The organism is Thauera sp. ZXT1-4 (assembly GCF_052598215.2).
Window position 1 is genome coordinate 1 of the sequence record NZ_JBQWSN020000032.1, and the last position, 22,080, is coordinate 22,080.

The 22,080-nt window shown below is 61.6% G+C and carries 25 protein-coding genes, 1 tRNA gene and 1 pseudogene; 10 read left to right on the top strand and 17 right to left on the bottom strand.

All coding sequences use genetic code 11. The annotated features are described in order from the left end of the window. Positions 1-384, bottom strand: a 384-nt coding sequence (locus ACUH78_RS16605) for an Arm DNA-binding domain-containing protein (protein ID WP_445334065.1), incomplete at its 3' end; no start/stop codon positions are given. Beyond that, positions 377-613: a hypothetical protein gene (locus ACUH78_RS16610; protein WP_020685467.1), complete on the bottom strand. Its 237-nt coding sequence runs from the start codon at positions 611-613 to the stop codon at positions 377-379. The genes ACUH78_RS16610 and ACUH78_RS16605, both read right to left, overlap by 8 nt. 142 nt (positions 614-755) lie before the next feature. Here ACUH78_RS16610 and ACUH78_RS16615 point away from each other — a divergent pair, with 142 nt between their 5' ends. Beyond that, entirely contained in the window at positions 756-1,019 is a 264-nt protein-coding gene (locus tag ACUH78_RS16615) for a helix-turn-helix domain-containing protein (protein WP_004261279.1), read from the top strand. Positions 1,020-1,184: 165 nt separating this feature from the next. Here the strand turns inward: ACUH78_RS16615 and ACUH78_RS16620 are convergent. Beyond that, a tRNA-Arg gene (locus tag ACUH78_RS16620) sits at positions 1,185-1,261 on the bottom strand. A gap of 150 nt (positions 1,262-1,411) precedes the next feature. Between ACUH78_RS16620 and ACUH78_RS16625 the strand changes: the two are divergent. Further along, positions 1,412-1,862, top strand: a pseudogene (locus ACUH78_RS16625) (c-type cytochrome). Positions 1,863-1,973: 111 nt separating this feature from the next. On the opposite strand, the gene ACUH78_RS16630 reads toward ACUH78_RS16625, so the two are convergent. Further along, positions 1,974-3,965 carry a UvrD-helicase domain-containing protein gene (locus ACUH78_RS16630; RefSeq protein ID WP_445334066.1) on the bottom strand — a complete coding sequence of 664 codons (1,992 nt, stop codon included), beginning with the start codon at positions 3,963-3,965 and terminating at the stop codon, positions 1,974-1,976. Between the two features lie 305 nt (positions 3,966-4,270). On the opposite strand from ACUH78_RS16630, the gene ACUH78_RS16635 reads away from it, so the two are divergent. Together ACUH78_RS16635 and ACUH78_RS16640 are read left to right on the top strand one after the other, a co-directional pair. Further along, positions 4,271-4,768: a TlpA disulfide reductase family protein gene (locus ACUH78_RS16635; RefSeq protein WP_445334067.1), complete on the top strand. Its 498-nt coding sequence runs from the start codon at positions 4,271-4,273 to the stop codon at positions 4,766-4,768. A gap of 43 nt (positions 4,769-4,811) precedes the next feature. Further along, complete coding sequence (locus ACUH78_RS16640; protein ID WP_445334068.1) at positions 4,812-5,459, top strand: pentapeptide repeat-containing protein; 648 nt, start codon at positions 4,812-4,814, stop codon at positions 5,457-5,459. A 21-nt stretch (positions 5,460-5,480) separates the two neighbouring features. On the opposite strand, the gene ACUH78_RS16645 is transcribed toward ACUH78_RS16640, so the two are convergent. Further along, positions 5,481-6,203: an SIMPL domain-containing protein gene (locus ACUH78_RS16645; RefSeq protein ID WP_445334069.1), complete on the bottom strand. Its 723-nt coding sequence runs from the start codon at positions 6,201-6,203 to the stop codon at positions 5,481-5,483. 41 nt (positions 6,204-6,244) lie between these two features. On the opposite strand from ACUH78_RS16645, the gene ACUH78_RS16650 reads away from it, so the two are divergent. Genes ACUH78_RS16650 through ACUH78_RS16665 form a run of 4 tightly spaced genes read left to right on the top strand, consistent with a single transcriptional unit; the run spans position 6,245 to position 10,799 of the window. Beyond that, a complete protein-coding gene (locus ACUH78_RS16650) occupies positions 6,245-6,991 on the top strand; it encodes a TnsA endonuclease N-terminal domain-containing protein (protein WP_445334070.1) in 747 nt (248 codons plus the stop codon). Beyond that, the gene (locus ACUH78_RS16655; RefSeq protein ID WP_324539637.1) at positions 6,988-8,898 is read left to right on the top strand and encodes a TnsB C-terminal domain-containing protein; all 1,911 of its coding nucleotides are present in this window, start codon (positions 6,988-6,990) and stop codon (positions 8,896-8,898) included. The genes ACUH78_RS16650 and ACUH78_RS16655 overlap by 4 nt, the downstream gene beginning before the upstream one ends. Continuing rightward, positions 8,891-9,784 carry a TniB family NTP-binding protein gene (locus ACUH78_RS16660; protein ID WP_445334071.1) on the top strand — a complete coding sequence of 298 codons (894 nt, stop codon included), beginning with the start codon at positions 8,891-8,893 and terminating at the stop codon, positions 9,782-9,784. The genes ACUH78_RS16655 and ACUH78_RS16660 overlap by 8 nt, the downstream gene beginning before the upstream one ends. 1 nt (position 9,785) lies before the next feature. Then, positions 9,786-10,799, top strand: coding sequence for a TniQ family protein (locus tag ACUH78_RS16665; protein ID WP_445334072.1), 1,014 nt, complete (start codon positions 9,786-9,788; stop codon positions 10,797-10,799). A gap of 60 nt (positions 10,800-10,859) precedes the next feature. Here the strand turns inward: ACUH78_RS16665 and ACUH78_RS16670 are convergent, their stop codons facing one another. Genes ACUH78_RS16670 through ACUH78_RS16695 form a run of 6 tightly spaced genes read right to left on the bottom strand, consistent with a single transcriptional unit; the run spans position 10,860 to position 15,685 of the window. Continuing rightward, positions 10,860-11,504 carry a PulJ/GspJ family protein gene (locus ACUH78_RS16670; RefSeq protein ID WP_445334073.1) on the bottom strand — a complete coding sequence of 215 codons (645 nt, stop codon included), beginning with the start codon at positions 11,502-11,504 and terminating at the stop codon, positions 10,860-10,862. Further along, positions 11,501-11,893, bottom strand: a complete 393-nt coding sequence (locus tag ACUH78_RS16675; RefSeq protein WP_445334074.1) for a prepilin-type N-terminal cleavage/methylation domain-containing protein — start codon at positions 11,891-11,893, stop codon at positions 11,501-11,503. Before ACUH78_RS16675 ends, ACUH78_RS16670 begins: the two co-directional genes overlap by 4 nt. Continuing rightward, complete coding sequence (locus ACUH78_RS16680; RefSeq protein WP_445334075.1) at positions 11,886-12,326, bottom strand: prepilin-type N-terminal cleavage/methylation domain-containing protein; 441 nt, start codon at positions 12,324-12,326, stop codon at positions 11,886-11,888. Before ACUH78_RS16680 ends, ACUH78_RS16675 begins: the two co-directional genes overlap by 8 nt. Continuing rightward, positions 12,286-12,741: a type II secretion system major pseudopilin GspG gene (gene gspG, locus ACUH78_RS16685; protein WP_445334076.1), complete on the bottom strand. Its 456-nt coding sequence runs from the start codon at positions 12,739-12,741 to the stop codon at positions 12,286-12,288. Before gspG ends, ACUH78_RS16680 begins: the two co-directional genes overlap by 41 nt. Then, a complete protein-coding gene (locus ACUH78_RS16690; protein ID WP_445334077.1) occupies positions 12,738-13,958 on the bottom strand; it encodes a type II secretion system F family protein in 1,221 nt (406 codons plus the stop codon). Before ACUH78_RS16690 ends, gspG begins: the two co-directional genes overlap by 4 nt. Continuing rightward, positions 13,955-15,685, bottom strand: a complete 1,731-nt coding sequence (locus ACUH78_RS16695; RefSeq protein ID WP_445334078.1) for a GspE/PulE family protein — start codon at positions 15,683-15,685, stop codon at positions 13,955-13,957. The genes ACUH78_RS16690 and ACUH78_RS16695 overlap by 4 nt, the downstream gene beginning before the upstream one ends. Before the next feature lie 365 nt (positions 15,686-16,050). Between ACUH78_RS16695 and ACUH78_RS16700 the strand changes: the two genes are divergently transcribed. Both ACUH78_RS16700 and ACUH78_RS16705 read left to right on the top strand, forming a co-directional pair. Beyond that, complete coding sequence (locus ACUH78_RS16700; RefSeq protein ID WP_445334079.1) at positions 16,051-16,728, top strand: DNA adenine methylase; 678 nt, start codon at positions 16,051-16,053, stop codon at positions 16,726-16,728. After that, positions 16,716-17,594 carry an 8-oxoguanine DNA glycosylase gene (locus ACUH78_RS16705; protein ID WP_445334080.1) on the top strand — a complete coding sequence of 293 codons (879 nt, stop codon included), beginning with the start codon at positions 16,716-16,718 and terminating at the stop codon, positions 17,592-17,594. The genes ACUH78_RS16700 and ACUH78_RS16705 overlap by 13 nt, the downstream gene beginning before the upstream one ends. Here ACUH78_RS16705 and ACUH78_RS16710 read toward each other — a convergent pair. From ACUH78_RS16710 to ACUH78_RS16735, 6 genes are all read right to left on the bottom strand, one after another. Further along, entirely contained in the window at positions 17,532-18,275 is a 744-nt protein-coding gene (locus tag ACUH78_RS16710) for a nitroreductase family protein (RefSeq protein ID WP_445334081.1), read from the bottom strand. The two genes, ACUH78_RS16705 and ACUH78_RS16710, sit on opposite strands and share 63 nt — an antisense overlap. Next, on the bottom strand, positions 18,199-18,783 hold the full coding sequence (locus tag ACUH78_RS16715; protein ID WP_445334082.1) for a 7-cyano-7-deazaguanine synthase: 585 nt from the start codon (positions 18,781-18,783) through the stop codon (positions 18,199-18,201). Before ACUH78_RS16715 ends, ACUH78_RS16710 begins: the two co-directional genes overlap by 77 nt. A gap of 8 nt (positions 18,784-18,791) precedes the next feature. Further along, the gene (locus ACUH78_RS16720) at positions 18,792-19,160 is read right to left on the bottom strand and encodes a nucleoside 2-deoxyribosyltransferase (RefSeq protein WP_445334090.1); all 369 of its coding nucleotides are present in this window, start codon (positions 19,158-19,160) and stop codon (positions 18,792-18,794) included. A gap of 19 nt (positions 19,161-19,179) precedes the next feature. After that, the gene (locus ACUH78_RS16725; RefSeq protein WP_445334083.1) at positions 19,180-20,730 is read right to left on the bottom strand and encodes a transposase; all 1,551 of its coding nucleotides are present in this window, start codon (positions 20,728-20,730) and stop codon (positions 19,180-19,182) included. A 62-nt stretch (positions 20,731-20,792) separates the two neighbouring features. Next, the gene (locus ACUH78_RS16730; RefSeq protein WP_445334084.1) at positions 20,793-21,614 is read right to left on the bottom strand and encodes a carbohydrate kinase family protein; all 822 of its coding nucleotides are present in this window, start codon (positions 21,612-21,614) and stop codon (positions 20,793-20,795) included. A gap of 62 nt (positions 21,615-21,676) precedes the next feature. Further along, the gene (locus tag ACUH78_RS16735) at positions 21,677-22,003 is read right to left on the bottom strand and encodes a hypothetical protein (protein ID WP_445334085.1); all 327 of its coding nucleotides are present in this window, start codon (positions 22,001-22,003) and stop codon (positions 21,677-21,679) included. Positions 22,004-22,080 lie beyond the last annotated feature (77 nt).

Consider the following 22,080-nt stretch of genomic DNA (forward strand, 5'->3'; position numbering starts at 1 on the left):
CTCCCGGCGGATCGTCGTGCGGTACGAGCGACGCCACTCCACCTCTTTCTCGGCGAACCAGGTCTCGGCGAAGTCCTTGAAGCGCGGTGTGCTCGCGACGCTGGCTGCCGCCGACGGCAACGCAACCACAGCAGCGGTTGCCGACCCGACCATCCCTCCAGGGGCTGGATCGAACTTCGCGGCGTTCTTGCTGCCGGGGAAGAAGCGGCGGTAGTCGAAGGTTCCGGCGGCGATGTCGGCCTCGATCGCGCTCAAAACCTTCTCAAGCTTCTTTTTGTTCGGAGCGGTCTCAGGGAGCGCGGTGTACTCGCGGCAGCGCACACCCTGATAACGGAAGTCGAAGAAAAGAAACCCCGTTTGGCTATGCTTGCGAATGCTACCCATGACACACCCCGCCATTTGCCATCGGGATTGCGAAGCTGGAGACACTCGAGGTGAGCCCCATATCGCGCTCGATATGCTCCCAGATGTAGAGGATCTTCCTGCCGCCGAAGGGGCGGATGTAGTGTGTTCCTTCGATGAGCACCGAATCCTTCAGCCGCTCACGGATCGTCCGCGGGTCGTACTTGATGAGCCCCGCGAGCTCGTCGGTGGTTAGATAGGTCAGCGACATCACAGCCTCCTTGATCTGATCGGTTATCAGCGATCTACATTTAAGATCACCTGATAACAAATTTAATCACATCTTTGCAGGATGTCAACATCAGGCGATAATATTTTTCATCACCCGTTAGAAAACAGGCTCAGGTGCTCACATGATCAGGTTCCGACTCAAGGAGCTCATCGCAGAAAAGGAGTTTCGGGAACGTCGCGTGATCACGATGACGGAGGTCGCGGCCCAGACGGGTATCAACCGGATGACCCTGTCGAAAATCGCCAACCACCCGGGCTACAGCACCGTGACGGATAACCTGGACAAGCTGTGCGACTACTTCGCATGCCGGCTTGAGCAGCTTGCCGAGCATCTACCCAACTTGAAGCCTGCCGACGACGACGGCGTAGGCGATGCCCAGAAGTAGCGGTCAATTGGGCGGTGATACCGGGCCAGGGAAGCAAGGGTCGAAACCGCTGGCTCCAAGTGATGGCCCGCCAGGACGAGGGCCAAGGATGGGCCAAAAACGGGCCAAGCGTGGGCCAAAAAGAAAATGGGCTAGGCCCCTTAAGACCTAACCCATTGAATTCTTTGGCGCGCCCGAGACGATTCGAACGTCCGACCCCTGCCTTCGGAGGGCAGTACTCTATCCAGCTGAGCTACGGGCGCCAAGCTGTCCGGCGAAACTCCGAACAAGGCGGGGAAGGATAGCGGTGTTCGAGGACAAAGTCCATGACACGATGCCACAATGGTTGTTACGTGGCTATAATTCGCACTTTAGATTCAGTCTTGCGTCACTCCTCGTCAAAGGATCCAAGCATGTCGAACCAACGCACACTGCGCACCACCCGCTTCGCTCTGCCCGCCGTCGCGATCATCACCGCAGCCTTGGTGGCTGGCTGTGGGGATCAAGGCAAGATCGATCCGGAGCTGACCGCATCGCTGATCCAGCCGGTCGCGCGCGTGGAGCTCAAGGTCGTCACGGTACGCGCCCGGCTCGCGTACCGGTGAGCAGATCGTCAAGTCCATCTGCGCAGGCTGTCACGACTCGGGCGCCGTGGGTGCACCGAAGACGGGTGATGCGGGCGAGTGGGCGCCCCGCCTGGCACTTGGCTATGACGCACTGACGGCGTCGGCCATCGCGGGCAAGGGTGCGATGCCCCCGCGTGGCGGCGGTAGCGATCTGACCGATACCGAGGTGGCACGTGCCGTGGCCTATCTGGCCAACCTGGCCGGTGCCGGCTACACCGAGCCGCCGGTCGAGCAGTAACCCCGCTGCGAATGCGCGGCGACGGACGAGGCAGCCTGCGGGCTGCCTTTTTCGTGCGCGCTCGCCGCACACGCTGCCGTCACGTGCTCCGCGTGCGCGAAGCCACGCGGATCAGCCCTTGTCGCGGTTCTCGAACATCGCCATCAGGTTCGCCAGCCGCGCCTTGCCTTCTTCCTTCGTCACCGGCTGCGCGGTCTTGCGGTCGTTCATGCGGATGTCGCCGCCCATCTCGGCGATGAAGCGGCTCGGCTCGCAGGGGCGGAACTCCTTGCCCGACTTGCGCCGCTCGCACCAGGTGAGGTTGAGGCTGCGCTGGGCGCGGGTGATGCCGACGTACATCAGCCGGCGCTCCTCGTCGACCTTGTCCTCGTCGACACTGCTCTGGTGCGGCAGCAGGCCCTCCTCGACGCCGACCAGGAACACGTGCGGAAACTCCAGCCCCTTGGAGGCGTGCAGGGTCGCCATCTGCACGCCGTCGAAGTCGGGGTCTTCCTTGTCGAGCATGGACATCAGCGCGATGGTTTGGGTGAGCTCGAGCAGGTTCTTGCCGTCCTCCTCGCCCTTGCGGCCGAGCCAGCCGACGAAGTCGCGCACGTTGCTCCACTTGGATTCGGCCTCGCGCGTGTCACAGTGCTCGAACAGCCAGGCCTCGTAGCGGATCGCGCCGAGCAGGTCTTCCAGCAGCTGCGCGGCGGGCTCGCGCGGGGCGCGGTACTGCAGGCGGTTGATGTAGGCGGCGAACTCCTGCACGCCCTGCAGCTGCTTGGCGTTGAGGTGCTGGGTGAGGCCTTCCTCGAACACCGCGGTGAACAGGCTGGTGTGGCGGAGCCCGGCGTAGGCGCCGAGCGCCTCGATGGTGGCGGCGCCGATGCCGCGGCGCGGGGTGGTGATGGCGCGGATGAAGGCGAGGTCGTCGTCTTCATTGACCAGCAGGCGCAGCCAGGCGATCAGGTCGCGGATCTCGGCCTTGTCGAAGAAGCTCTGCCCGCCCGACATCACGTAGGGGATGCGGTGGTTGCGCAGTTGCTGTTCGATGAGGCGGGCCTGGTGGTTGCCGCGGTAGAGGATGGCGTAGTCCTTGAAGCGGGTGCGATGCTCGAACTTGTGCGCGGCGATCTTGGTCGCCACCCACTCGGCCTCGTGCTCGGCGTCGCGGCAGTTGGTGACGACGATCTGCTCGCCCTGGCCATGCTCGGACCACAGGCGTTTGTCGAAGAGCTTCTCGTTGTTGGCGATGACGGTGTTGGCGGCTTCGAGGATGCGGCGCGAGGAGCGGTAGTTCTGCTCGAGCTTGATGACCTTGAGCTTGGGGTAGTCCTGCTGCAGCAGCTTCAGGTTCTCGACGTCGGCACCGCGCCAGGCGTAGATCGCCTGGTCGTCGTCGCCCACCGCGGTGAAGGCGCCGCGTACGCCGGACAGCAGCTTGAGCAGCCGGTACTGGGCGCGGTTGGTGTCCTGGTATTCGTCCACCAGCAGGTAGCGCAGCTTGTTCTGCCAGCGCTCGCGCACCTCGGGGTGCTCGTCGAACAGGCGCACCGGCAGCGAGATGAGGTCGTCGAAATCCACCGCCTGGTAGGCGCGCAGGGTGCGCTCGTATTCCTTGTAGAGCTTGGCAGCGACCGAGGCGATCTCGTTGTCGGCGAGCTGCGCGGCCTCCTCGGGGGTGATCATCGCGTTCTTCCATGACGAGATCTGCCACTGCATCTGCTTGGCGATGCCCTTGTCGCTGTCGCCGGCGACGTCCGAGACGATCTGCACGGTATCGGAGGAATCGAGGATGGAGAACTGCGGCTTCAAGCCGCAGTGCTTGGCCTCCTGGCGGATGATGCGCACCCCCAGCGCGTGGAAGGTGCACACCGTGAGCCCGCCCGGCGCGCGCCCGCCCATGATGTGAGCGACGCGCTCCTGCATCTCCTTGGCCGCCTTGTTGGTGAAGGTGATGGCGGCGATGTTGGCCGGGCTGATGCCGCACTCGTTGATCAGGTACGCGATCTTGTGCGTGATCACCCGCGTCTTGCCGCTGCCGGCGCCGGCCAGCACCAGGCAGGGGCCGTCGAGATAGCGGATCGCTTCGCGCTGGGGCGCGTTGAGGAGGGCGGACATCGTGACGGCACTGAAAAAACGAAGCCACCCGGGCGGGTGGCGGGCTTCAATTCTAGCGCATCGCCCAAGCACAGGCCCGCGCGCGAAGGAGCGTCTTCGCCCGGTGCCGCCAGCAGCCGGGTGCGCAGGCCAGGCGCCCCCGGTCGTCCGGCACCTTTCGCGATCCCCCCTGTCGGAGCTTGCAGGACGCCTTCCTATGCGGAACGGCGCGGCCCGCCAAAGGTGACAAGCCGGGGAGGCTCACGCACAATCGGCTGCGCCTGACGGGCGCTTGTGCCCCGCAACCGACTCGACCGGATTTCATCATGAAGCTGAAGATCATTGCCGCCCTCGCGGTCATCGCCCTTGTTGCCGCGGGTTTCTTCGTGTTCCAGCAGAAGCCCGCAGCGCCCGATGTCGCATTCCCCACGCTCGAGGGGCAGACGTTCCGTACCGCGGACCTGCGCGGCAAAGTGGTGCTGGTGAATTTCTGGGCCACCACCTGCACCAGTTGCATCAAGGAGATGCCGGCACTGAAGGCGACACAGGAGAAGTTCGAGGCGCGCGGCTACCAGACCGTGGCGGTCGCGATGGACTACGACCCGCCCGCTCAGGTCGCCACTTTCGTCGAGCGCAACGATCTTCCCTTCACCTTCGTGCTCGACCGCGACGGCAGCATCGCGCGCGGCTTCGACGGTGTGCGCCTGACCCCGACCAGCTTCATCGTCAACAGGCGTGGCGAGATCGTGCAGAAGATCCTCGGCGAACCCAAGCTCGATGCACTCCACGCGCTGATCGAAAAGTTGCTCGCCGAACCTGCCTGATCCAAACCTGTCGGACCTCGACTGAACACGAGCGGAATCCCTCATGCCCATGCCCCGTCCGAAGCTGCTCGCCACACTGTCCGCCGCAACCTTGCTCGGCCTGCCGCTGTTCGCCGATGCGCAGCGCGCGGGCAGCATAGGCGGCTGCGACATCCGCCGCGGCACGCTGTGCACCAACATGAACCTGAACGGAGCAGAGCTGGCGGGCGTGAACCTGGCCAATTCCCAGTTCACCCGTTCGGACTTGTCCGGCGCCAACCTGCGCAGTGCAACGCTGGACGAAGCGAACTTCTCCCAGGCGGAACTGAGCGGCGCACACTTCGACGAAGCCTCGATGCTGCGCACCAACCTGCGCGGTGCCCGACTGGGCGAAGCCAGCCTGCAGGGGGCGAATCTGCGCAACGCGATCCTGCAGAATGCGGACCTGCACGGCGCGAATTTCGGCGCCGCTCAACTCGGCGGCGCCAACCTGACCAATGCGCGCGCCGAGGGAGCGCGCTTCGACGCGGCCGACCTTCAGCGCGCAAATCTGCGCGCCGCCAAGCTGTCGGGCGCCTCCTTCGCCGGCGCCAACCTGCAAGGCGCCAACTTCACCCGGGCTCAGCTCACCAACGCCGACCTGAGCGGGGCGAACATCGATCAGGCGATCTTCCTGAATGCGCAGACCGAGGGCTGCAAGGGCTGCCCCTGAGCGCACGTTCTGCAGGGCGGCTTACTCGAGGTTGAACTGGAAGGTGCTGACCACGCGCAGGCGTTTGCCGATCGTGCGCGAAGTATCCATGTCGGAATCATCATCGTCAGTGATGCGGATCGCGCCCTGATTCGCGCTACGCAAGGAACCCAGACGTGCGCCCGCATCGGCAGCGAACTTGCTGGCCAGCTCGCGCGCACTCAGGGTCGCCTCTTCGAGCAGGATCGGCTTGATGTCGTTGAAGCCGCGCAGCTGATAGCGCGGCGTGCCGTCACCGCTGTCGCCACCGAGCTGGACGCCCGCCTCGACGAGTGGATCGACACGATTCGACGCCGCAGCCACGAGATCGACGCGGGCCGATTTCACCACCACCTGGCCCTGTCCGGTGAAGCGTAAGGCCACACGATCCGAGCCATACTCGCGCGCCAGCAGATCCTGCACCTGCACGGGGCGCACCTCGATCTCTTCATCGTTGAAACCCTGCTCGCGCAGAAATGCGATCACCCGCTCGCGATCGGCGGTGAGCGCCTGCTGCACACGACCGAAGTCGTTCTCCGCGCGACGGAACGGAAGGGCCCACACGGCGAAGTCGCTCTTCACGTCGCGTTCGGCAAGCCCCTTCACGGTGAGGGTACGATCGGCCATCCGGAAGCGCTCGACCCCCTCCGCCACCTGCATCCCCGCAAAACCGATGCCGGCGGCAAGGATCAAAGCGGGAACGACCCCGATACGGCTCTCGGCCATGATCACACTATCAATTACAGCGCTTTTTGCAAAAATAGCCCATGAAAGGGCTTGCTTTTACATTGATACGAGCTAAAAAAGACATAGGTAAGTGCAACGAAATTCAGAATTACACACATCTCTGCAACCTCCTTGAAATGCCAGTACGGAAAATTCCAAAGAACTTTCGCAACGTGACCGGCATTGCCGCATCGAGTAAGGCCGTAGGACCGGCGGAGTTCGAGTCTACTCTTGAACGGGACTTCCTGGCACTGCTCGATTTTTCCCCCGACGTCGCGCGCTACGAAGTCCAGCCAGTGCGCATTGAGTGGTCGGACGGGACAAAGAAGGGCGCACGTCGCTACACACCTGACGTCCTGGTTGAGTTCGTTCCGGAACTGCAGCGGCGACCATGGTTGTGCGAAGTCAAGTACCGCGCCGATCTCGCGAAGGACTGGGCGACACTGCACCCCAACTTCAGGCGGGGTGTTCGTTACGCCAAGCAACACGGTTGGCGATTCCGACTGATCACGGAAGTCGAGGTGCGAACACAACGGCTCACCAACATCCGCTTCCTCGCGCCCTTCGGGCGCCGGAACATTCCGCAGGAAGATATCGAAACGGTTCTGGCTGCGATAGCTGCGGAACGCAGGAGCACGCCAGCCGCAGTTCTACAGGCGCTGAGCTCGAGCGTGTGGCGCCAAGCCGAATATGTCCCAGCCCTCTGGCATCTTGTCGCACGCCACCAGATCGGTATCGATCTGGAAGCCGAAATCACCATGCAGTCTCCAATCTGGAGCATATCGTGAGCAAGAACGTGCTCCCGCCTGTTGTCCTGGATTACGGCACGGAGGTCTTCTACCGGGGGCGGCGCCACACCATCCAGCAGGAGTCGCAGGACTTCAGGACAGTGGTTCTGCGTGAGCACGAGTCGGGCAAGCTGCTTCAAGCGCCAATCGACGATCTCAGTTCCGTCGAGGCCCTGCCTGAGGCGACGCAATCGGATATCCACGCTCGTGATGAGCAGCAGCAGCAGGACGCCGAACGCAAGTTCGAGTGCATCAAACCCTTGCTGGATAACTCGCAGCGTTCCACTCAGTACGTTCACCTCCGCGCGGAAGAATTGGGTCTTCATTTCGTCACCCTTTACCGATGGCTCAAGCTGTTCGAGACAACCGGGAAAGTCTCCGTTTTCCTGCGCAAAACGCGCCGGGACAAGGGGCAAGCGAAGCTTGCGCCCGAGGTCGATAAGATTGTCAACGACACGATCGAATCCTTCTACCTCACTCCCCAAAAACGGAAACCTTCGAAGGTGATCCGCGAGATCGAGAAGCTATGCGCCAAAGCGGGACTGAAAGCGCCTCATGGAAACACCGTTCGCCAGCGAATCAAGGCACTCGATGCCTTCAAGAAGACCAAGGCTCGCGAGGGCAGCAAGGCGGCCCGGGACGGCTACGCACCGATCAAGGGGCCGTTCCCCGGCGCGGACAAGCCCCTGTCCGTAGTCCAGGTTGACCACACCCTCGTCGACATCATCCTCGTTGACGACATCCACCGCCTACCGATCGGACGCCCATGGCTCACGCTGCTGATCGACGTGTTCTCGCGCATGGTGCTCGGGTTCTACATCTCATTCGACCCGCCGGGCAATCTCTCGCTAGGCTTGTGTCTCACGCAGGCTTTTTTGCCGAAAGAGAAGTGGCTCGCGAAGCAGGGAATCGAGACCGCCTGGCCGTGCTGGGGCGTCCCGCGCACCATCCACGCGGACAACGCCAAGGAATTCCGCGGGAACATGATGAGAATGGCCTGCAAGGAATACGGCATCGATCTGGAGTGGCGCCCTGTGGCCACACCCCATTACGGAGCGCACATCGAGCGGCTGCTGGGTACGCTGAATGACGAGATCCATTCCGCCCCTGGCACCACCTTCTCCAACCCCCGCCAGCGAGGCGAGTATGACTCGGATGCCCGCGCGGTCATGAGCCTGGCGGAGTTCGAAAAGTGGTTCACGATCTTGTGCGTCGAGATCTATCACCAGCGTATGCACTCCGAGCTGGGCATGCCACCGATCGCCAAGTGGCAAGAGGGCGTTTTGGGCACCAAGAAGGAGCCCGGCATTGGCGTTCCCCCTCGGATCACCGACGAACTGCGTCTCAAGCTCGATCTCATGCCCTACGAAACCCGGACGGTGCAGCACTACGGCATCATCTGGGACCATATCGAGTACCAACACGATGTGCTGCGCCGCTGGATCAACTCCACCGATCCAGATAACCCGAAGAACAAGCGGCTGTTCCTGTGCCGCCGGGATCCCCGCGACATCAGCACGATTTGGTTCTACGATCCCGAAGTCGAACAGTACTACGCGATCCCTTACCGAAACACCTCGCACCCCGCAATCAGCATCTGGGAGCTGAGAGAAGCGAAGAGGCGTGCCCTGGAAGAGCAACCCAAGGTTACCGTCGACGAAAACCTCATCTTCTCCGCCTACGACAAGATGCAGTCCATCGAGCAAAGTGCCCAGAAGCTCACCAAGAAGATGCGACGCAACCAACAGCGCCGTCGCCTGGGGCTTTCGAACGCACGCGAGCACCTTCCGGCATCGACGGCTCCTCAAGTCATTCCGCAATCCGTGGCACCATCCCAGCCCAAGGTCTCCATCGTGCCGTTCGAGGAGGTCGACGACATGGCGGACTCGGGGGACCGAGATGGGTGACGACGCCTCCCATCTCCTACAGAAGGCTGCCGAATACCTTGCGCGCACCGATCAGGAACGGATCGCCTACATCCGCTCGCCGCGCTGGATCGGCTACCCACGCGCCCAGAAGGTGCTCAAGCAGCTCGAAACGCTGCTGAGCTACCCGGCATCACACCGGATGCCGAACCTGCTCATCGTGGGCGACACCAACAATGGCAAGACCATGCTGGTTAAGCGCTTCTGCGGGCAGCACAAGCCAAATGACAACCCCTCGGGAGAAGCCGCTGTGGTGCCGGTTCTGTTCGTACAGGCACCTCCAGTTCCAGATGAAGGGCGGTTCTATAACGCGATCCTGGAGCGCTTGTTTGCAACGTACAAACCGGGCGATCGCGCCGACCGAAAGCAGTTCCAGGCGATCAAGCTGCTGCGGGAAGTGGGCTTGAAGATGCTGATCATCGACGAGATTCACCACATACTTGCCGGATCGATGGCGAAGCAGAAGGCGTTTCTGAACGTGATCAAGTATCTCGGCAACGAGCTCGAAGTCCCCATCGTCGGGGTCGGTACGCGGGACGCCTTCCGGGCCATCCAGACCGATCCTCAGCTCTCCAACCGATTCGATCACGCCCTGTTGCCGCGCTGGGGCAATGACGACGACTTTCTGCGCCTGCTCGCCACCTTTGAGCGCGTCCTCCCCTTGCGTTACCCGTCCGTGCTGATCGAAGGCTCGCTAGCCGACAAGATCTACTCGATGAGCGAAGGATACCTGGGCGAGATTTCCCGTTTGCTCGTGAATGCGGCTGTTACAGCGGTTGAACGTGGACAGGAGCGAATCGATAAGCGAATCCTCGACAGTATCGACTGGGTGCCACCTTCCGAGCGCCGCAAGGAGCCGAGGGAGTGACATGCCACGTGACCACTTGTGGCCGGCGCACCCCCACCCCTTTCCGGACGAACTGCTGTCGTCCTGGATCGTGCGGATCGCCCACGCCAACGCGATCAAGCTGCAGACCTTGTCCTGGCAGTTGTTCGGAAACGAGAGATCGCCCTGGAACCGGGATATCGATCGCTCCGCACCTCCATGGTTGCTTCGCACCCTTTGCACGCACACGGGATGCAACTATTGGGACGCGTTCCATGCGACCTTGGTGACCTATCGAGGACGGCTGTACCCCAGGCGCCGGACCAGCGGTCGGTTGAGCTGGGTCTTGCCGATCAAAGGCCACGGCATGCGAAGAACAGCCTCCAGCCTGCAGTTCTGCCCCGCATGTCTGGCGGGCGATCCCATTCCTTACTTCAGGAAGACGTGGCGCCTCGCGCTCTACACGTACTGCCCCGAGCACCAGTGCGCGCTCTACGATGAATGCCCGACCTGTCATAGCCCCGTTACTCCGCATCGGGGTGATTTCGGACGTGAACTGGCGGACGCCCGTCCCATGCATGCCTGTGCCACGTGCGGCGCCGACCTCCGCGAGGTCCCATGCCATCCGGAGACATTCCCCACCGAGTCACTCCAAGCGTTCTCCGGGGCCATGCTGCGATCCATCATGCCAGCAGCGAATACGGCCCATCGGTTCGACCTCGGCTTCTTCAGAGTCCTGCACCATCTCTGCGGCATGATCTGTTCGAAATCGAACAATGGTTTGCTGCTGCGACACCTGGCGACCACGCTCGGACACGCGGAAGTACCCCTGCTGCCGGAAGGTAGGATCGGCATCGAGGACCTCCGGCGCGACACGCGTCATCTGGTGCTCATGTGCGGTCTCTGGTTGGTGGAGGATCTGGAGCAGCGCCTCACGGAGGCCTGGAAGGACAAGGCGATCCGGTATAACCTGATGCTGAAGGGGTTTCAGAGGCCACCGAGATGGTACGGTGACATCGTGCAGTCACTCTCGAACTGGCGGTCGATCAGGCGCTGATGCGCGGAGCAGGCTCCTTGTGCGGTTGCTACATAATCCCGGGACAATCTGGCCTACTGGCTAGCGACAACGGGCACTTTGAACTTCTAGCTGGCAGTTCGCTCCAGCGTTGAGCCTGGGCCGAATGGATATCGATTGAATCAGCTTTGGATTCTCATCGCCTGCCCAAATCAGCGTGACCAACTCGGGGGGCTGTCCAGGCGTTGATGGCTCGCCTCGGACACCTAGGTCCGAGCGGTAAAGATATTGAAGAGAGGCGCTTGTCAGATCCTTGAAAAGGACAACCCGCGCGCGGGGGCTTGCGTGTAGTTTGCCAACCTGCCCTCCCCCGTGTTCATACGTGATCGCGACTTTTCCATCGACGGGCGCCTCGATCACGATCCTTGCGTTGATGGAACCCCACTGAGATTGGGCGTCGACCGGAGAGGTGGCGAACTCGAAGCGGGATTCCGTCGCAACAATTTTGTACCGCTCATCAGCGTCGACCGGCGGCACAAGGTTCGCGATCGCATCCCTCACGAGGGCAATGGCGCGTTGGTCGATCAACAGCTGATTGGCAACCTCACGGGACCGTTCAGTCCCACGCTGAACCAGCGTCAAGACGTCGGAGATCAGATAGATGAGACCGCCGCCAATAACCATGGCGATCAGTAGCTCCAATAGGGTGAAGCCTGCTTCCGCCGTGCGAATTCGGGGAGCCTTCATCGAACCACTCCGACACGGTAGACCTCGAGTGACACGATCGGCTGGGTTCGCTCCTCGAAGACGTCAACGCGCACACGGCGCAGCACAAAGGGGCTTGCAGCGCCTTGCGCACCGGCACCGGTTTCCGCTTGATCGATTGTTGCCACCCACGCAAATGACCCGCCTCGCCCCTCGAAGCGACCGTCCATTTCGTGAGCAATCACCGTGTGGATCTCGATCTGACTTTGCGCCACCCGGAGAGCCGCTGAACGCGAGGCGTCAGCGTGTGTTCGATCGAGATTCGTCACCATCGTGGGGAGCAGTGTCCCGAAGAGCAGGGCGGCCACAGCGAGTGCGACCAATATCTCGAGCAGGCTGAAGCCCGCCTGCGCACGCGTGACGCTAGTCAAGAGTCGAGGTGCCTGTCAGAGGATTGATGTGAATGCGAACGCGCCCCTTACCCACTGCAAGTTCAATCACCTCCCCGCTGGACGATCCGTCCGCAAAGAAAGTGACGCCGACTGCGGGCCCTTTCGATCCGATGCAAGACCCAGGGACGGCCGAGTCTTCGTTTAATCGAGCGGATGCTGCCTGTCGAGGTGCAGTCAGCTCGTTGCAGGGGATGTTTACGCTGCTGCCCGTCTTCAGGGCGCGCAGACGCGCCATTCTCAGTTGATGCTCAACATGATCTGTCGCGCGCTGCAGCCGTCGCCCATCACCAGGTATCGCTTGAGCACCAACGGTCGCGAGCAGACCAATCAGCACAATGACTACCAAGAGTTCGAGCAAGGTCAAGCCACGCTCATTGCTTGTCCCAATTGCCGATATCGGAGTCTTCGCCACTGCCGCCTTCCTTGTCGTCTGCCCCGAACGAGAAAACGTCCACCGCGCCGTGCTTGCCGGGGATTCTGTAGCGATAGGGGCGTCCCCACGGATCAATCAGATGCTGTTGCTTTCGGACATACGGGCCACGCCACTTGCTGACCCCTTGCGGGGCTTCCCAAAGGGATCGCAGTCCATGCTCCATGTCGGGGTAACTGCCCGTATCAATCCGGTAGTAATTCAGTGCGGTCGTGATGGTTTCTACCTGAAGGGCTGCCGTATCCGATTTGGCGCCAGAGAACATGTTCATCACCTGGGGCGTGACGACTGCCGTCAACAGCCCCATGACCACCAGCACGACGAGGAGCTCGAGCAAGGTGAAGCCACGACACGCTCCTGGGGCTGACCGAACGGAAAAGTGGATGGGCTTCGTCATGATCTCAATGCAAGTTGATTGATACTGAGTATTCCGAGCATGACACCGGCAACGACAAGGCCGACAACGACGCCAAGAAATGCGATCGCCAGCGGATTGACAAGTGCGAGCATGCGCTCGATCTGCTCGGAGGTATCTCTCTCGAGAAGTTGAGCGGCGCGCAGGGTCGTCTTGCCGAGCTCCCCGGTGTGCTCGCCAACCTCGATGAGAGCACACGTTTCATCCGGGATGACTCGGATGGTCTCGAGTGTCGTGCCGATCGAACCGCCTTCTCGCAGTCGCCTCGACGCACCTTCCAACGCATCCCGAAGGCGCCTTGATCCCGCTGCCTGTGCAGCCAGTAAAACCGCCTCGGAAGCCTCAACGCCGCTCTGGAAGAGCATCCCGAGTACGCTGAGGACGCGAGAGACATTCAGCTGGTCCATGAGTTGGACAGGAGGAAGTCGCCTGATCGCAGCAGCAATCCAGCCGGCGAAGCGTTCCGATCTTCGCTGCAACAGGAATCCGGCGAACACCACCGCGCCGATCCAGAGCAGCGACGCCATCGCATGGTGTACAGCCAGATTCGAAAGCCAGAGCACGGCGCGGGTCATACCTGGCAGACGATGCTCTTCGCCCGCGAAGATCGGCTCAAACCCCGGAATAACCACGGTGAGCACAACCAGCAGTGCAACCAGCACGGTGGCCAGCACGATCGTCGGGTAGGTAAGGGCGTTTGTGATCTCGGTTTGGGTACTGGCCTGCCGCTGGAGGTAACGGCCCGCGGTCTCTAGGCCCTCTGCCAATCGCCCCCCGCCTTCCGCAGCCCTGATCATCGGCGGCAGATATCGAGGCATTCCGGCCTCAGCCTCCAACGCATCGGACATGGGGCTTCCCGCCTGGATACGGGGCAACAGGCGCCTACCCATTGTTGCGGAGGGCCGGCTTCCCCTTTGCCGCGATACAACCTGCAGCGCCTGCTCGATGCTAAGTCCCGCCCCCACCATTGCACCGATTTGCTCACAAAAGAGCGCAACGTCACGAACAGGAACCCGCCGACTCAAGATCACGGGTCGACTCAGCAGATCGTTCAGACCGCCGTCTTGTGCGGTGATCCGGATCGGCGTCATATTCTCGCCGATAAGTTGAATGGCGAGTTGGCGCTCGTCTTCTGCGTCACGAGTGAATACTCGGGATGAGCCCTCGGGTGTGAGCGCCTTCACCGTGAATTTCGTCACCGGCCGAGCTCCTCGACGACACCAAGCACTTCCTCCAGCGTGGTCTCCGCATGGACCACTCTGTTCAGGCCATGAGACCACAAGGTCGGGCGATTCTTTTGCTTGATCAGCCCGAGCAAAGCCTCCTCGGCGTGCGGCTGTCGGATTGCCGCCTGCTCCTCAGGTCCGATCGGCAGGGCTTCGAAGATTGGTAGGCGGCCCGAGTAACCTCGTCCGCGGCAGGTCGGGCATCCGACTGCCCGCGGCAGTTTGATTGACTCAGTCTTGTGGCCAAGCGCCGAAATCAGCGCATGTTGTTCATCCTGCGTTGGCTCGCGTGTAGAGCGGCAGGTTGCGCAAAGCTGGCGAACCAGACGCTGGGCACCCGCAAACACCAACGTTGATGCCAAAAGGTAATCCTCGACACCAAGGTCGAGCAGCCGCGTGATTGCCCCGGCCGCCGTGTTCGTGTGCAGGGTAGCGAGGACCAAGTGTCCTGTAAGAGCGGAGCGGATCGCGATGTCTGCGGTTTCCTGATCGCGGATCTCCCCGATCATGATCACATCAGGATCATTGCGGAGTACGGATCGAAGGGCCGCCCCGTAAGTCAATCCAATCTCGGGTTTGACCTGCAACTGCGACACCCCGGGGAGCGTGTATTCGACGGGATCCTCGACCGTGACGATCTTGCGTTCCGGGCTCCTGATCGCATTTAAAGCCGCATAAAGGGTCGTCGTCTTACCGCTGCCCGTCGGGCCGGTAATCAATACGATGCCGTGGGGGCGATCCAGCGCCGCACGCAAGAGTTGTAGGCCATGGGGATCGAGCCCCAGGCTCTCGAGCTCGGGCGACACTGAATGCTGTCCCAGCAGGCGCAGCACCATCGATTCGCCGTGGAGCGTCGGAAAGGTGGCAACGCGCAGGTCCAGACTGACTCCTCGTGTCGTAAACCGTATCCGGCCATCCTGCGGGAGCCGTCTTTCAGCGATGTCCAGCCGCGCCATGAGCTTCAACCTCGAGATCACGGCTTGAGCCCAGCGGTTCGACAACACCTCCACTTCCTGGAGGGCGCCGTCTATCCGGTAACGCACGACGAGCGAGTCGGAAGTCGGTTCGAGATGGACGTCCGAAGCGCCGGAGTCCATGGCTTGGGTGAGCAGCCTGTGTGCCGTGCGTATAGCCGGGGCATCCGACTCATGATCCGACAGTTTGTCGATATCGTCGCCCGTTCGCAGCGGCTTGCCCTGTCCAGGCTCGCCCCCACTATTCGACGCCTCGTCACCCAATGCGGCCAGCAGATACTCGTCGATTTCCGATTCGAGAGCAGCTAACGGCTCCACGTCCTTACCGATGGCAAAACGGACACCGGCAATCGCGATATCGTCCTGTGGGTTGGCCATCGCAAGTCGGATGCGCGTCTCAGACTCTCCGACGGGACACACTCGGTGCCTCCGCAGGAACGCCAGATTGAGACGGGCTGGAAGCCGTGCCGGCCGCGGATACTCAGCGCGCGCGAGCAAGGGGATGTCCAGGACACCGGCAAAGACCTGTGCCATCTCACGTTCGGCGACAACGCCCAGTCGCGTCGCCGCAATCGAGAACGCGACCCCGTGTGCCAACGCAGCGGCCTGCACACGCTCGACGCCCTCATCGGTGATGAGGCCACGCTGCCGAAGTGCTTCGATCAGTGCGGGGGTCGCACCGGAGGAGCACTCAGGCTGGCTTGATGGGTGCAGGTCGGCGCGCATGCTCGTCGTGATTCTCTTGTTTACGGGTTCCGATCCGATCTGGGCATAGTGCAAGTCCCTTGTCGGTCAAGGGCGAAAGATCCTGCGCGATTCACAGGCAAAGCATGCAACACAATTATGGCAAAAGAGTTTAATCGAATCTCCGCCTCTAGGTGGCGGGACAGATACGCTTCCTCGTCCGGTTCAGGTTGTGCTGGCGAACGCAAGCCTCTTGCAACTGCGCTGCCTGGTGAGGCTAGAGACCAGTAGCCTGTCGCGGAAACAGAGACACACGCCTTCTTCGCCACAGCCGTACGAGATGGTTTGCCCGTCATCCCGATCAGACCCGCTTGCAATCATCGTCAGAACCGACGATGATTCACGACATGAGCTACCCCGGCGGAAAAGGCAAGAGCTATCAGCGGCTGATCAACCTGATGCCACCCCATGAAACCTACATCGAGACTCACCTCGGTAGCGGCGCCGTGTTGAGGAACAAGCGACCGGCCAAAACCACGATCGGCATCGACGCTGACGAGCGTGTTGTTTCAGCGTGGTCGCAGAGCACCCCGATGGGGTGCAAGGTGGTTCAGGCAGATGCGGTCACTTTCCTGGAACAGTACGCGTTCCGTGGAAACGAGCTGGTCTACGCAGATCCACCCTACGTGGCAGCCACGCGCCGTCGGACGAAGATCTACCGATACGAGTACTCGGACGCCGATCACTTCCGCCTTCTGGATGTACTCGCTGCGCTTCCATGCATGGTGATGATCTCGGGCTACGAGAGTGCCCTCTACGAAGAACGACTTCGAGGGTGGCGAAGAGTGTCGTTCTCTGCCAATACACAAAGAGGGCTTCGCCAGGAATGTGTCTGGATGAACTTTTCGGAGCCCACGCAATTACACGATGCGTCGTTCTTGGGCGAGACGTTCCGCGAGCGCCAAGCTGTCAAACGACGGCACCAAAGGCTGTTTGAGCGCTTCGGCCGGATGGATCCTGTCGAGCGTGAGCACGTCTTGCAGGTGCTTAACACCCGCTACAACGAAAGGGCATGCACATCATGATGCAAACTGCCGCGGTATTCACAGGCGCAGCGGTCATCAAGGTCGATCTTCCCCCGCCCGATGCCGAGACACTACCTGGCGTGCCATGGGGCGCGGTCGAAGCCTTCCCTACACCCGCGTACTGGACATACCAGGTGATCGCGCGGCGGATCTGCGGCACCCCAATTCGGTATCGTTTGGGAAGCACCCTTGCCGAAGAGGTAGCAGCTTGCCTACTTGGTGGCCATGGCATCCCAGCGGCGGTCGGCGTCGCCGCTTTCCAGAAGCTGAGATCGTGCGGCGCCCTTCAGGGAACGCCCACCGAAGCACAGATCGGGGAACTGCTATCGGAGCCACTCGATATCGATGGCCGACACATTCGATATCGCTTCGCGCGGCAAAAGGCCCGGTACCTGAGTGCCGCCCTTGCGCGCCTTTCAGTCGAGCAGCCGCCGCTGACAAGCGGGCGGGCTCTGCGCGATTGGCTCATTCAGCTGCCAGGCGTCGGGTTCAAAACCGCCTCGTGGGTCGCGCGCAACTGGCTCGACGCCGACGACGTCGCCATCCTCGATATTCACATCCTCCGTGCCGGAGCACTCGCACGCTTCTTCGACGAGGATATGAGTGTCGAGCGGAACTATCTTGAGCTGGAAGAACGCTTCCTGCGGTTCTCCAAGGCAATCGGCGTCCGCGCGTCCGAGCTAGATGCTGTGATGTGGCACGAAATGATGTCCTCTCCACGGACGATCACTCAGCTCATGGGTGGGAGTCGAAACGGGGTGGGCCTAAGTGAGACAGCCATGGCGCCTGTATCTGACCTTCCGCTAGTCCGGCGGCGCCCCCACAAAGGCCGCTCCGACCCCCGCCAAGCCAGACTGATCGAGTAGCCGTCCCACCCAGGGCTCGCCCGTTACGCCCAAAGGACAGTAGTTCAAGCCTAGAGCCTCCGCGGCGACCGCAAGAAAACCCAGCAATACCCCTGCATCGCGCCAGACAAGACTTTCCGCAGCTTCGTATTTTGCAGCGGTCTTGCCTGGCTCTGCGGCCAAGATGAGAAGCGTTGCGGATGTTGCCGGCAGGACACTGTGCATCTCGGCCAATACCCCGCTTGGCTCGAGTTGGGTAATCACCTCGTCCAAGGCGTGACTCACTGCGTCATACCTGAGCCACCGGCCGGCCTGCGGATCGATCACCAGCAGGTGAATGGGATGAATGGCTCCGGCAGACGGGCAGGGACGATGCGACAAAGTAAATCCAAGCTCATCGCCTCCTGTCCCTTGCACCTGGCAGGTCAGCCAGGTCAGTTTGCTCAACATCTCCAAGCTTAGTCGCGAGAACACGCGCTTTGTGCGCCTCTGTAGCAATAGCTCTGGACATGAACGACTCGATCCAGAGGGAAACACAGGGACGGGCAGGGCGATACGGGCTCCTAGCGGCCACGTCAAGGGCGCGTAGCGCTGTGGAGTCTCTCGCGGTCGGGGGCTTCCCAGATCAACCCAGCCGTCCATCAAGCTCATTGAGTACCTCGAAGTACTTGTTGCAGCCACGGCAATTGGCACAAGCAACATTCGCCTTATGGCAACTATGTGCCCAAGCGAGGAGTTCACGGGGCACACCCGCTTCGCGAACGAGTTCCACAGTGCCGAGGTGGATGGCTGGCGCTTCGACCCGTATACCTCCTTCCTGCAGCGCAACCAGGGCGTTCATCGCTTGGACAAAGTCCGAGGTGCCGTCGCGGTGGGCTGAGTCCGATTTGACCGTGCCGATCATGAGCCTCCCCACGCCAAGTGACAGCGATCTCGCCGCTGCGAACGTAATCAGGATCTGGTTCCGGTACGGCCACCAATCACTTGCTGGAGCATGGCAGTCGGCATCGGCGCCTGCCATGTCGCCGGAACCCAGCGAACGGCAGTCGATCCGCACGACATGGTGCTCAATCCCCAGTCGTCTACAGATCAACTGCGACGCGGTGATTTCGGCTTGGGCAGCCAACTGGCCATAGTCGATCGTTATCCCGATCTCGGGCCTTTTCCACCAGGCGATCGAGAGCGAGTCCATGCCGCCCGACAGGAGCAAGGCTGATCTCATAGCCTGCAAGCCGTCCAGAGCGTCTGATAGATCGAACTCACGTAGTCATCGCAGAGCAGGCAGTCCGAGCCGCCCATCATTTTCTTGTTCTCGTCGGACTCGTTCTCACAGTAGACGACGACAGGCTTGCCTTTCGCCCGCGCGTAACCGATCTCATAGACCGTGCCTGGATCCATTCCATCGCCGACTGCGAAGATCAAATCGGCATCGTTGATCCCCTCGAGATCAAGGGGAACGACATCCTCGGCGCTTCCGTGTCCGACGTCATGGTAAGGCGAGAACACCTTCAACCCTGCGGCCAACAAGTCGCTTCTGGCCTGCTCGATCAGCCATAGCTGAGCCAGACTGAAAAACGGACCTGCCAGATAAACCTAAAAACCTCAGTTACCCCACCCGGTTTGCATGCTGAATCAGCAAACGAAGGGGTGCCGGTGGTCCGATGGCCGCGATGGTGCGCTTGAGATGGTCGCAACAGCGCAGCCAGACCGATGGGGCGTTGAACTGCTCCGCAGCTTCGCTCATCCAGGTTTGAAGCTGGCTGGACACGCGCATGAGCACTTGGCGGGCCTTGTCGAAATAGGCGTGCTGCCCGGTCAGCGTGATCGTGGTCTGGCCCGCATGCTCGGTGCGTCGGCCGACCGAGGACATCAACCAGGGTCGGCTGGTCATGGCTTCGAGCCGGGCTTCCGGGTTGGCCAGGCGCACAAACAGGCTCCACCAGTTGTAGATCAGGGCCACCGCGCGCGCCGACAGTTGGCAGCGATGCAGATCGTGCGTGGTGAAGCCGCCCCAGCCCCACTGGTTCTTGAGTTCGTCGAAGGCGTTCTCCGCGTCGGCCCGGTCACGGTAGAGCTGGCCGAGCGAGAGGATTTCGTGGTCCAGGTTGGTGACCAGCACAGCGTACTCGTAGCCGGTGATGCGCTTTCCGCCCTTGCGGTCGGCCTCAATGAAGCCCAGCAGTTGCTGACCGTTGTCCTCCTGGGCGACGAGCATTTCGCCCCGCAGGGGGCGGCGCAGCACGACCACGCGACGCGTGTCTTCCCATCCGGTGAGTGCCAGCGTGCTGTCGATCCCTTCCCAGCCCTGACCGGCATCACACCAGCCCGAGACCCGGAACAGGCGCTCGATGTGGCGCTTGACGTTCTTCGACAGGCGCAGCTTGAACAGGTAGGGCTGCGCGCGCGTCTCGAGCTCACGCATGATGCCGTCCGAGCCGAAACCGCAATCGCCGCGCACGATCTTCGGCCGGTGATGGGCGGGCAGCTCATCGAGGATCCTGAGCAAGCCGGGCAAGGTGTGACTGCCCGAGTGCTCGTTGCCCGCCTTGACCTCAACCCCCATCACCAGGCGCAGCCCGGCCATCAGGTAGGTGTGGTAACTGTGCGAAGGCCGCCCCGGCTTCTTCGGGTTGTACGACACGACCGCCCCCTCCTGCTTGCCGTACAGCGGCTTGATCGTCGTGTCGATGTCCAGAATCCAGGGCACATCGAGCAAGGGCGCGGTGCTCTCGCGCAGGTGGCCGTCGAGCCAGCTCACCCCTTTGTCTTCGGGAATCGCCACCAGCGCCCGGCGCAGCGCGTCCTCGCTGATCACCTTGTTCATCCCCAGCAGCCCCGGATTGACCCCATCGCAGCGGATCGTCGTGACGTGCGAGTAGCGCCGGTGCCCAGACAGAATCGACAGCAGCCAGGTGCCGAGCACATCGGCCTTGGTCGGTGCGTTCGGGCTCGAGTACGACAGCGGGCAGCGATCCTGCCAACACGACCACAACCCGGTCAGTGTCAGAAATTCAATGAAGTAGGCCAGTTGCCCCATCGGCGTGGCCGCACTGTCGGTCTCCCAACGAACCCGCACGCGACCGCCCGCCGTCTGCACCCCGGCACACGACAAAAGCATTTCCTCACGCTGCAAATGCTTCAATTTCGACTCACCCATCGGGTGACTCCCTCGATCAACAGCAAACCCATAGCCTGCCAGCGGTTCGAGCACGCTGCACATCACCAACTGAGATTTTTAGGATAAACCTTCGGGCGGTGGCCCTGCAGAAACGCCTCGGATGGAACGATCGGGCTCAGAGCGAAGGACGCCAGCTTCTCAGGGGTCGCAAACCCACGGGTCTGGCAGTAATAGGCAGTCGCACGCGAGGCAAGGTCCGCGCTCTCTTCAGCGCTTCGTCCTTCGTGCAGCCACCGATAAGCAAAGTGAGCCGCGAAGTTATCTCCCGAGCCAATCTTCCAAACCTTCTGCGACTGGTAGGCGGGAACTGTCCCCACGCCGTGTTGATCACGGACCAGGGCACCCATCGCACCGCGTTTGATCACCACGACGGCTGCACGCTGCTGCTGCATGAGATCACCGGCCATCGACTCTGCGGAAGCGTCCCTTGCCCCTGTTAACAAGGCAGCCTCATGCTGGTTCAGCACAAGCGCGAGTTCGTCAGCCGTCGAGCCATTTGCGTGAAAGGCTTCAGGGGCGTAAGCATCTTGGGGGTCGTAGACCACCTTTTGGCCATGAACGACTGCATCTCCGTCCATCATTCCAAAACGAAGCACTCGTGAAGCGGACACCCGTAAGGGCGCCTCAACGGCTCCTCGCCCCAGAATTCTCGGCGTTGCAAGGCCATGGTCGTAGTCGAAGGCGATTTCTTGAACTGATTCGTTTCTGGCGACGTGAAATCCTTCGAATGCACCCCTCGAAGCAAGCACCTCAGCAGCTGCCGGATCGAGATACGAGTGAAGCGACACCGACACCCCCATCGATGCCATTGCGGAAGCCGCCCTGCCCGCCGATCCGTAAATCTCGCGCCAGGCTGGGCGCATGCAACGCTCCCGGTACACGCCCCCTACGACGGCGATGTCGGCGCCAGTGCCATCTTCGCCACTCATCGTGCGCCTACCCGGACAGTCACTTGGCCGTCACTCTTCCCGATCACCGTTGCGACGTAGTGCGTGCCGTCAGCGATGCACTCTCGAAGTCTCTGGAGGTCTGGCGAAGCAATACCGCCAGCCAAATCACCGCCGAACATCGCAACGACTGTCGTGGTGCTCCCCACCTGCATCGTCCTCACATCCAGCTCATCGCCGACGTCAATTCTCTCCACCACTGCAGGCTTCGGAGAATTTAGCTGCGTCGTGATCACCAAGGAGTCGCAGCTACTCGCCCCGCTCGAGAAACCGATACCGCCAGAACTGCCGCTGGAACCAGACATTGGAGACTCCTTACGCTGTTTGCTAAGACGCTGAACCGAGAGGATGCGATGGAGATATTTTCATGTCAATAGCAATT

What these genes read in the sequence shown, in the direction of transcription:
- ACUH78_RS16610 (WP_020685467.1), bottom strand. Translation starts at nt 613, where the DNA reads ATGTCGCTGACCTATCTAACCACCGACGAGCTCGCGGGGCTCATCAAG.
- ACUH78_RS16615 (WP_004261279.1), top strand. Translation starts at nt 756, where the DNA reads ATGATCAGGTTCCGACTCAAGGAGCTCATCGCAGAAAAGGAGTTTCGG.
- ACUH78_RS16630 (WP_445334066.1), bottom strand. Translation starts at nt 3,965, where the DNA reads ATGTCCGCCCTCCTCAACGCGCCCCAGCGCGAAGCGATCCGCTATCTC.
- ACUH78_RS16635 (WP_445334067.1), top strand. Translation starts at nt 4,271, where the DNA reads ATGAAGCTGAAGATCATTGCCGCCCTCGCGGTCATCGCCCTTGTTGCC.
- ACUH78_RS16640 (WP_445334068.1), top strand. Translation starts at nt 4,812, where the DNA reads ATGCCCATGCCCCGTCCGAAGCTGCTCGCCACACTGTCCGCCGCAACC.
- ACUH78_RS16645 (WP_445334069.1), bottom strand. Translation starts at nt 6,203, where the DNA reads ATGGCCGAGAGCCGTATCGGGGTCGTTCCCGCTTTGATCCTTGCCGCC.
- ACUH78_RS16650 (WP_445334070.1), top strand. Translation starts at nt 6,245, where the DNA reads ATGAAAGGGCTTGCTTTTACATTGATACGAGCTAAAAAAGACATAGGT.
- ACUH78_RS16660 (WP_445334071.1), top strand. Translation starts at nt 8,891, where the DNA reads ATGGGTGACGACGCCTCCCATCTCCTACAGAAGGCTGCCGAATACCTT.
- ACUH78_RS16665 (WP_445334072.1), top strand. Translation starts at nt 9,786, where the DNA reads ATGCCACGTGACCACTTGTGGCCGGCGCACCCCCACCCCTTTCCGGAC.
- ACUH78_RS16670 (WP_445334073.1), bottom strand. Translation starts at nt 11,504, where the DNA reads ATGAAGGCTCCCCGAATTCGCACGGCGGAAGCAGGCTTCACCCTATTG.
- gspG (WP_445334076.1), bottom strand. Translation starts at nt 12,741, where the DNA reads ATGACGAAGCCCATCCACTTTTCCGTTCGGTCAGCCCCAGGAGCGTGT.
- ACUH78_RS16695 (WP_445334078.1), bottom strand. Translation starts at nt 15,685, where the DNA reads ATGCGCGCCGACCTGCACCCATCAAGCCAGCCTGAGTGCTCCTCCGGT.
- ACUH78_RS16700 (WP_445334079.1), top strand. Translation starts at nt 16,051, where the DNA reads ATGAGCTACCCCGGCGGAAAAGGCAAGAGCTATCAGCGGCTGATCAAC.
- ACUH78_RS16705 (WP_445334080.1), top strand. Translation starts at nt 16,716, where the DNA reads ATGCACATCATGATGCAAACTGCCGCGGTATTCACAGGCGCAGCGGTC.
- ACUH78_RS16710 (WP_445334081.1), bottom strand. Translation starts at nt 18,275, where the DNA reads ATGTTGCTTGTGCCAATTGCCGTGGCTGCAACAAGTACTTCGAGGTAC.
- ACUH78_RS16725 (WP_445334083.1), bottom strand. Translation starts at nt 20,730, where the DNA reads ATGGGTGAGTCGAAATTGAAGCATTTGCAGCGTGAGGAAATGCTTTTG.
- ACUH78_RS16730 (WP_445334084.1), bottom strand. Translation starts at nt 21,614, where the DNA reads ATGCGCCCAGCCTGGCGCGAGATTTACGGATCGGCGGGCAGGGCGGCT.
- ACUH78_RS16735 (WP_445334085.1), bottom strand. Translation starts at nt 22,003, where the DNA reads ATGTCTGGTTCCAGCGGCAGTTCTGGCGGTATCGGTTTCTCGAGCGGG.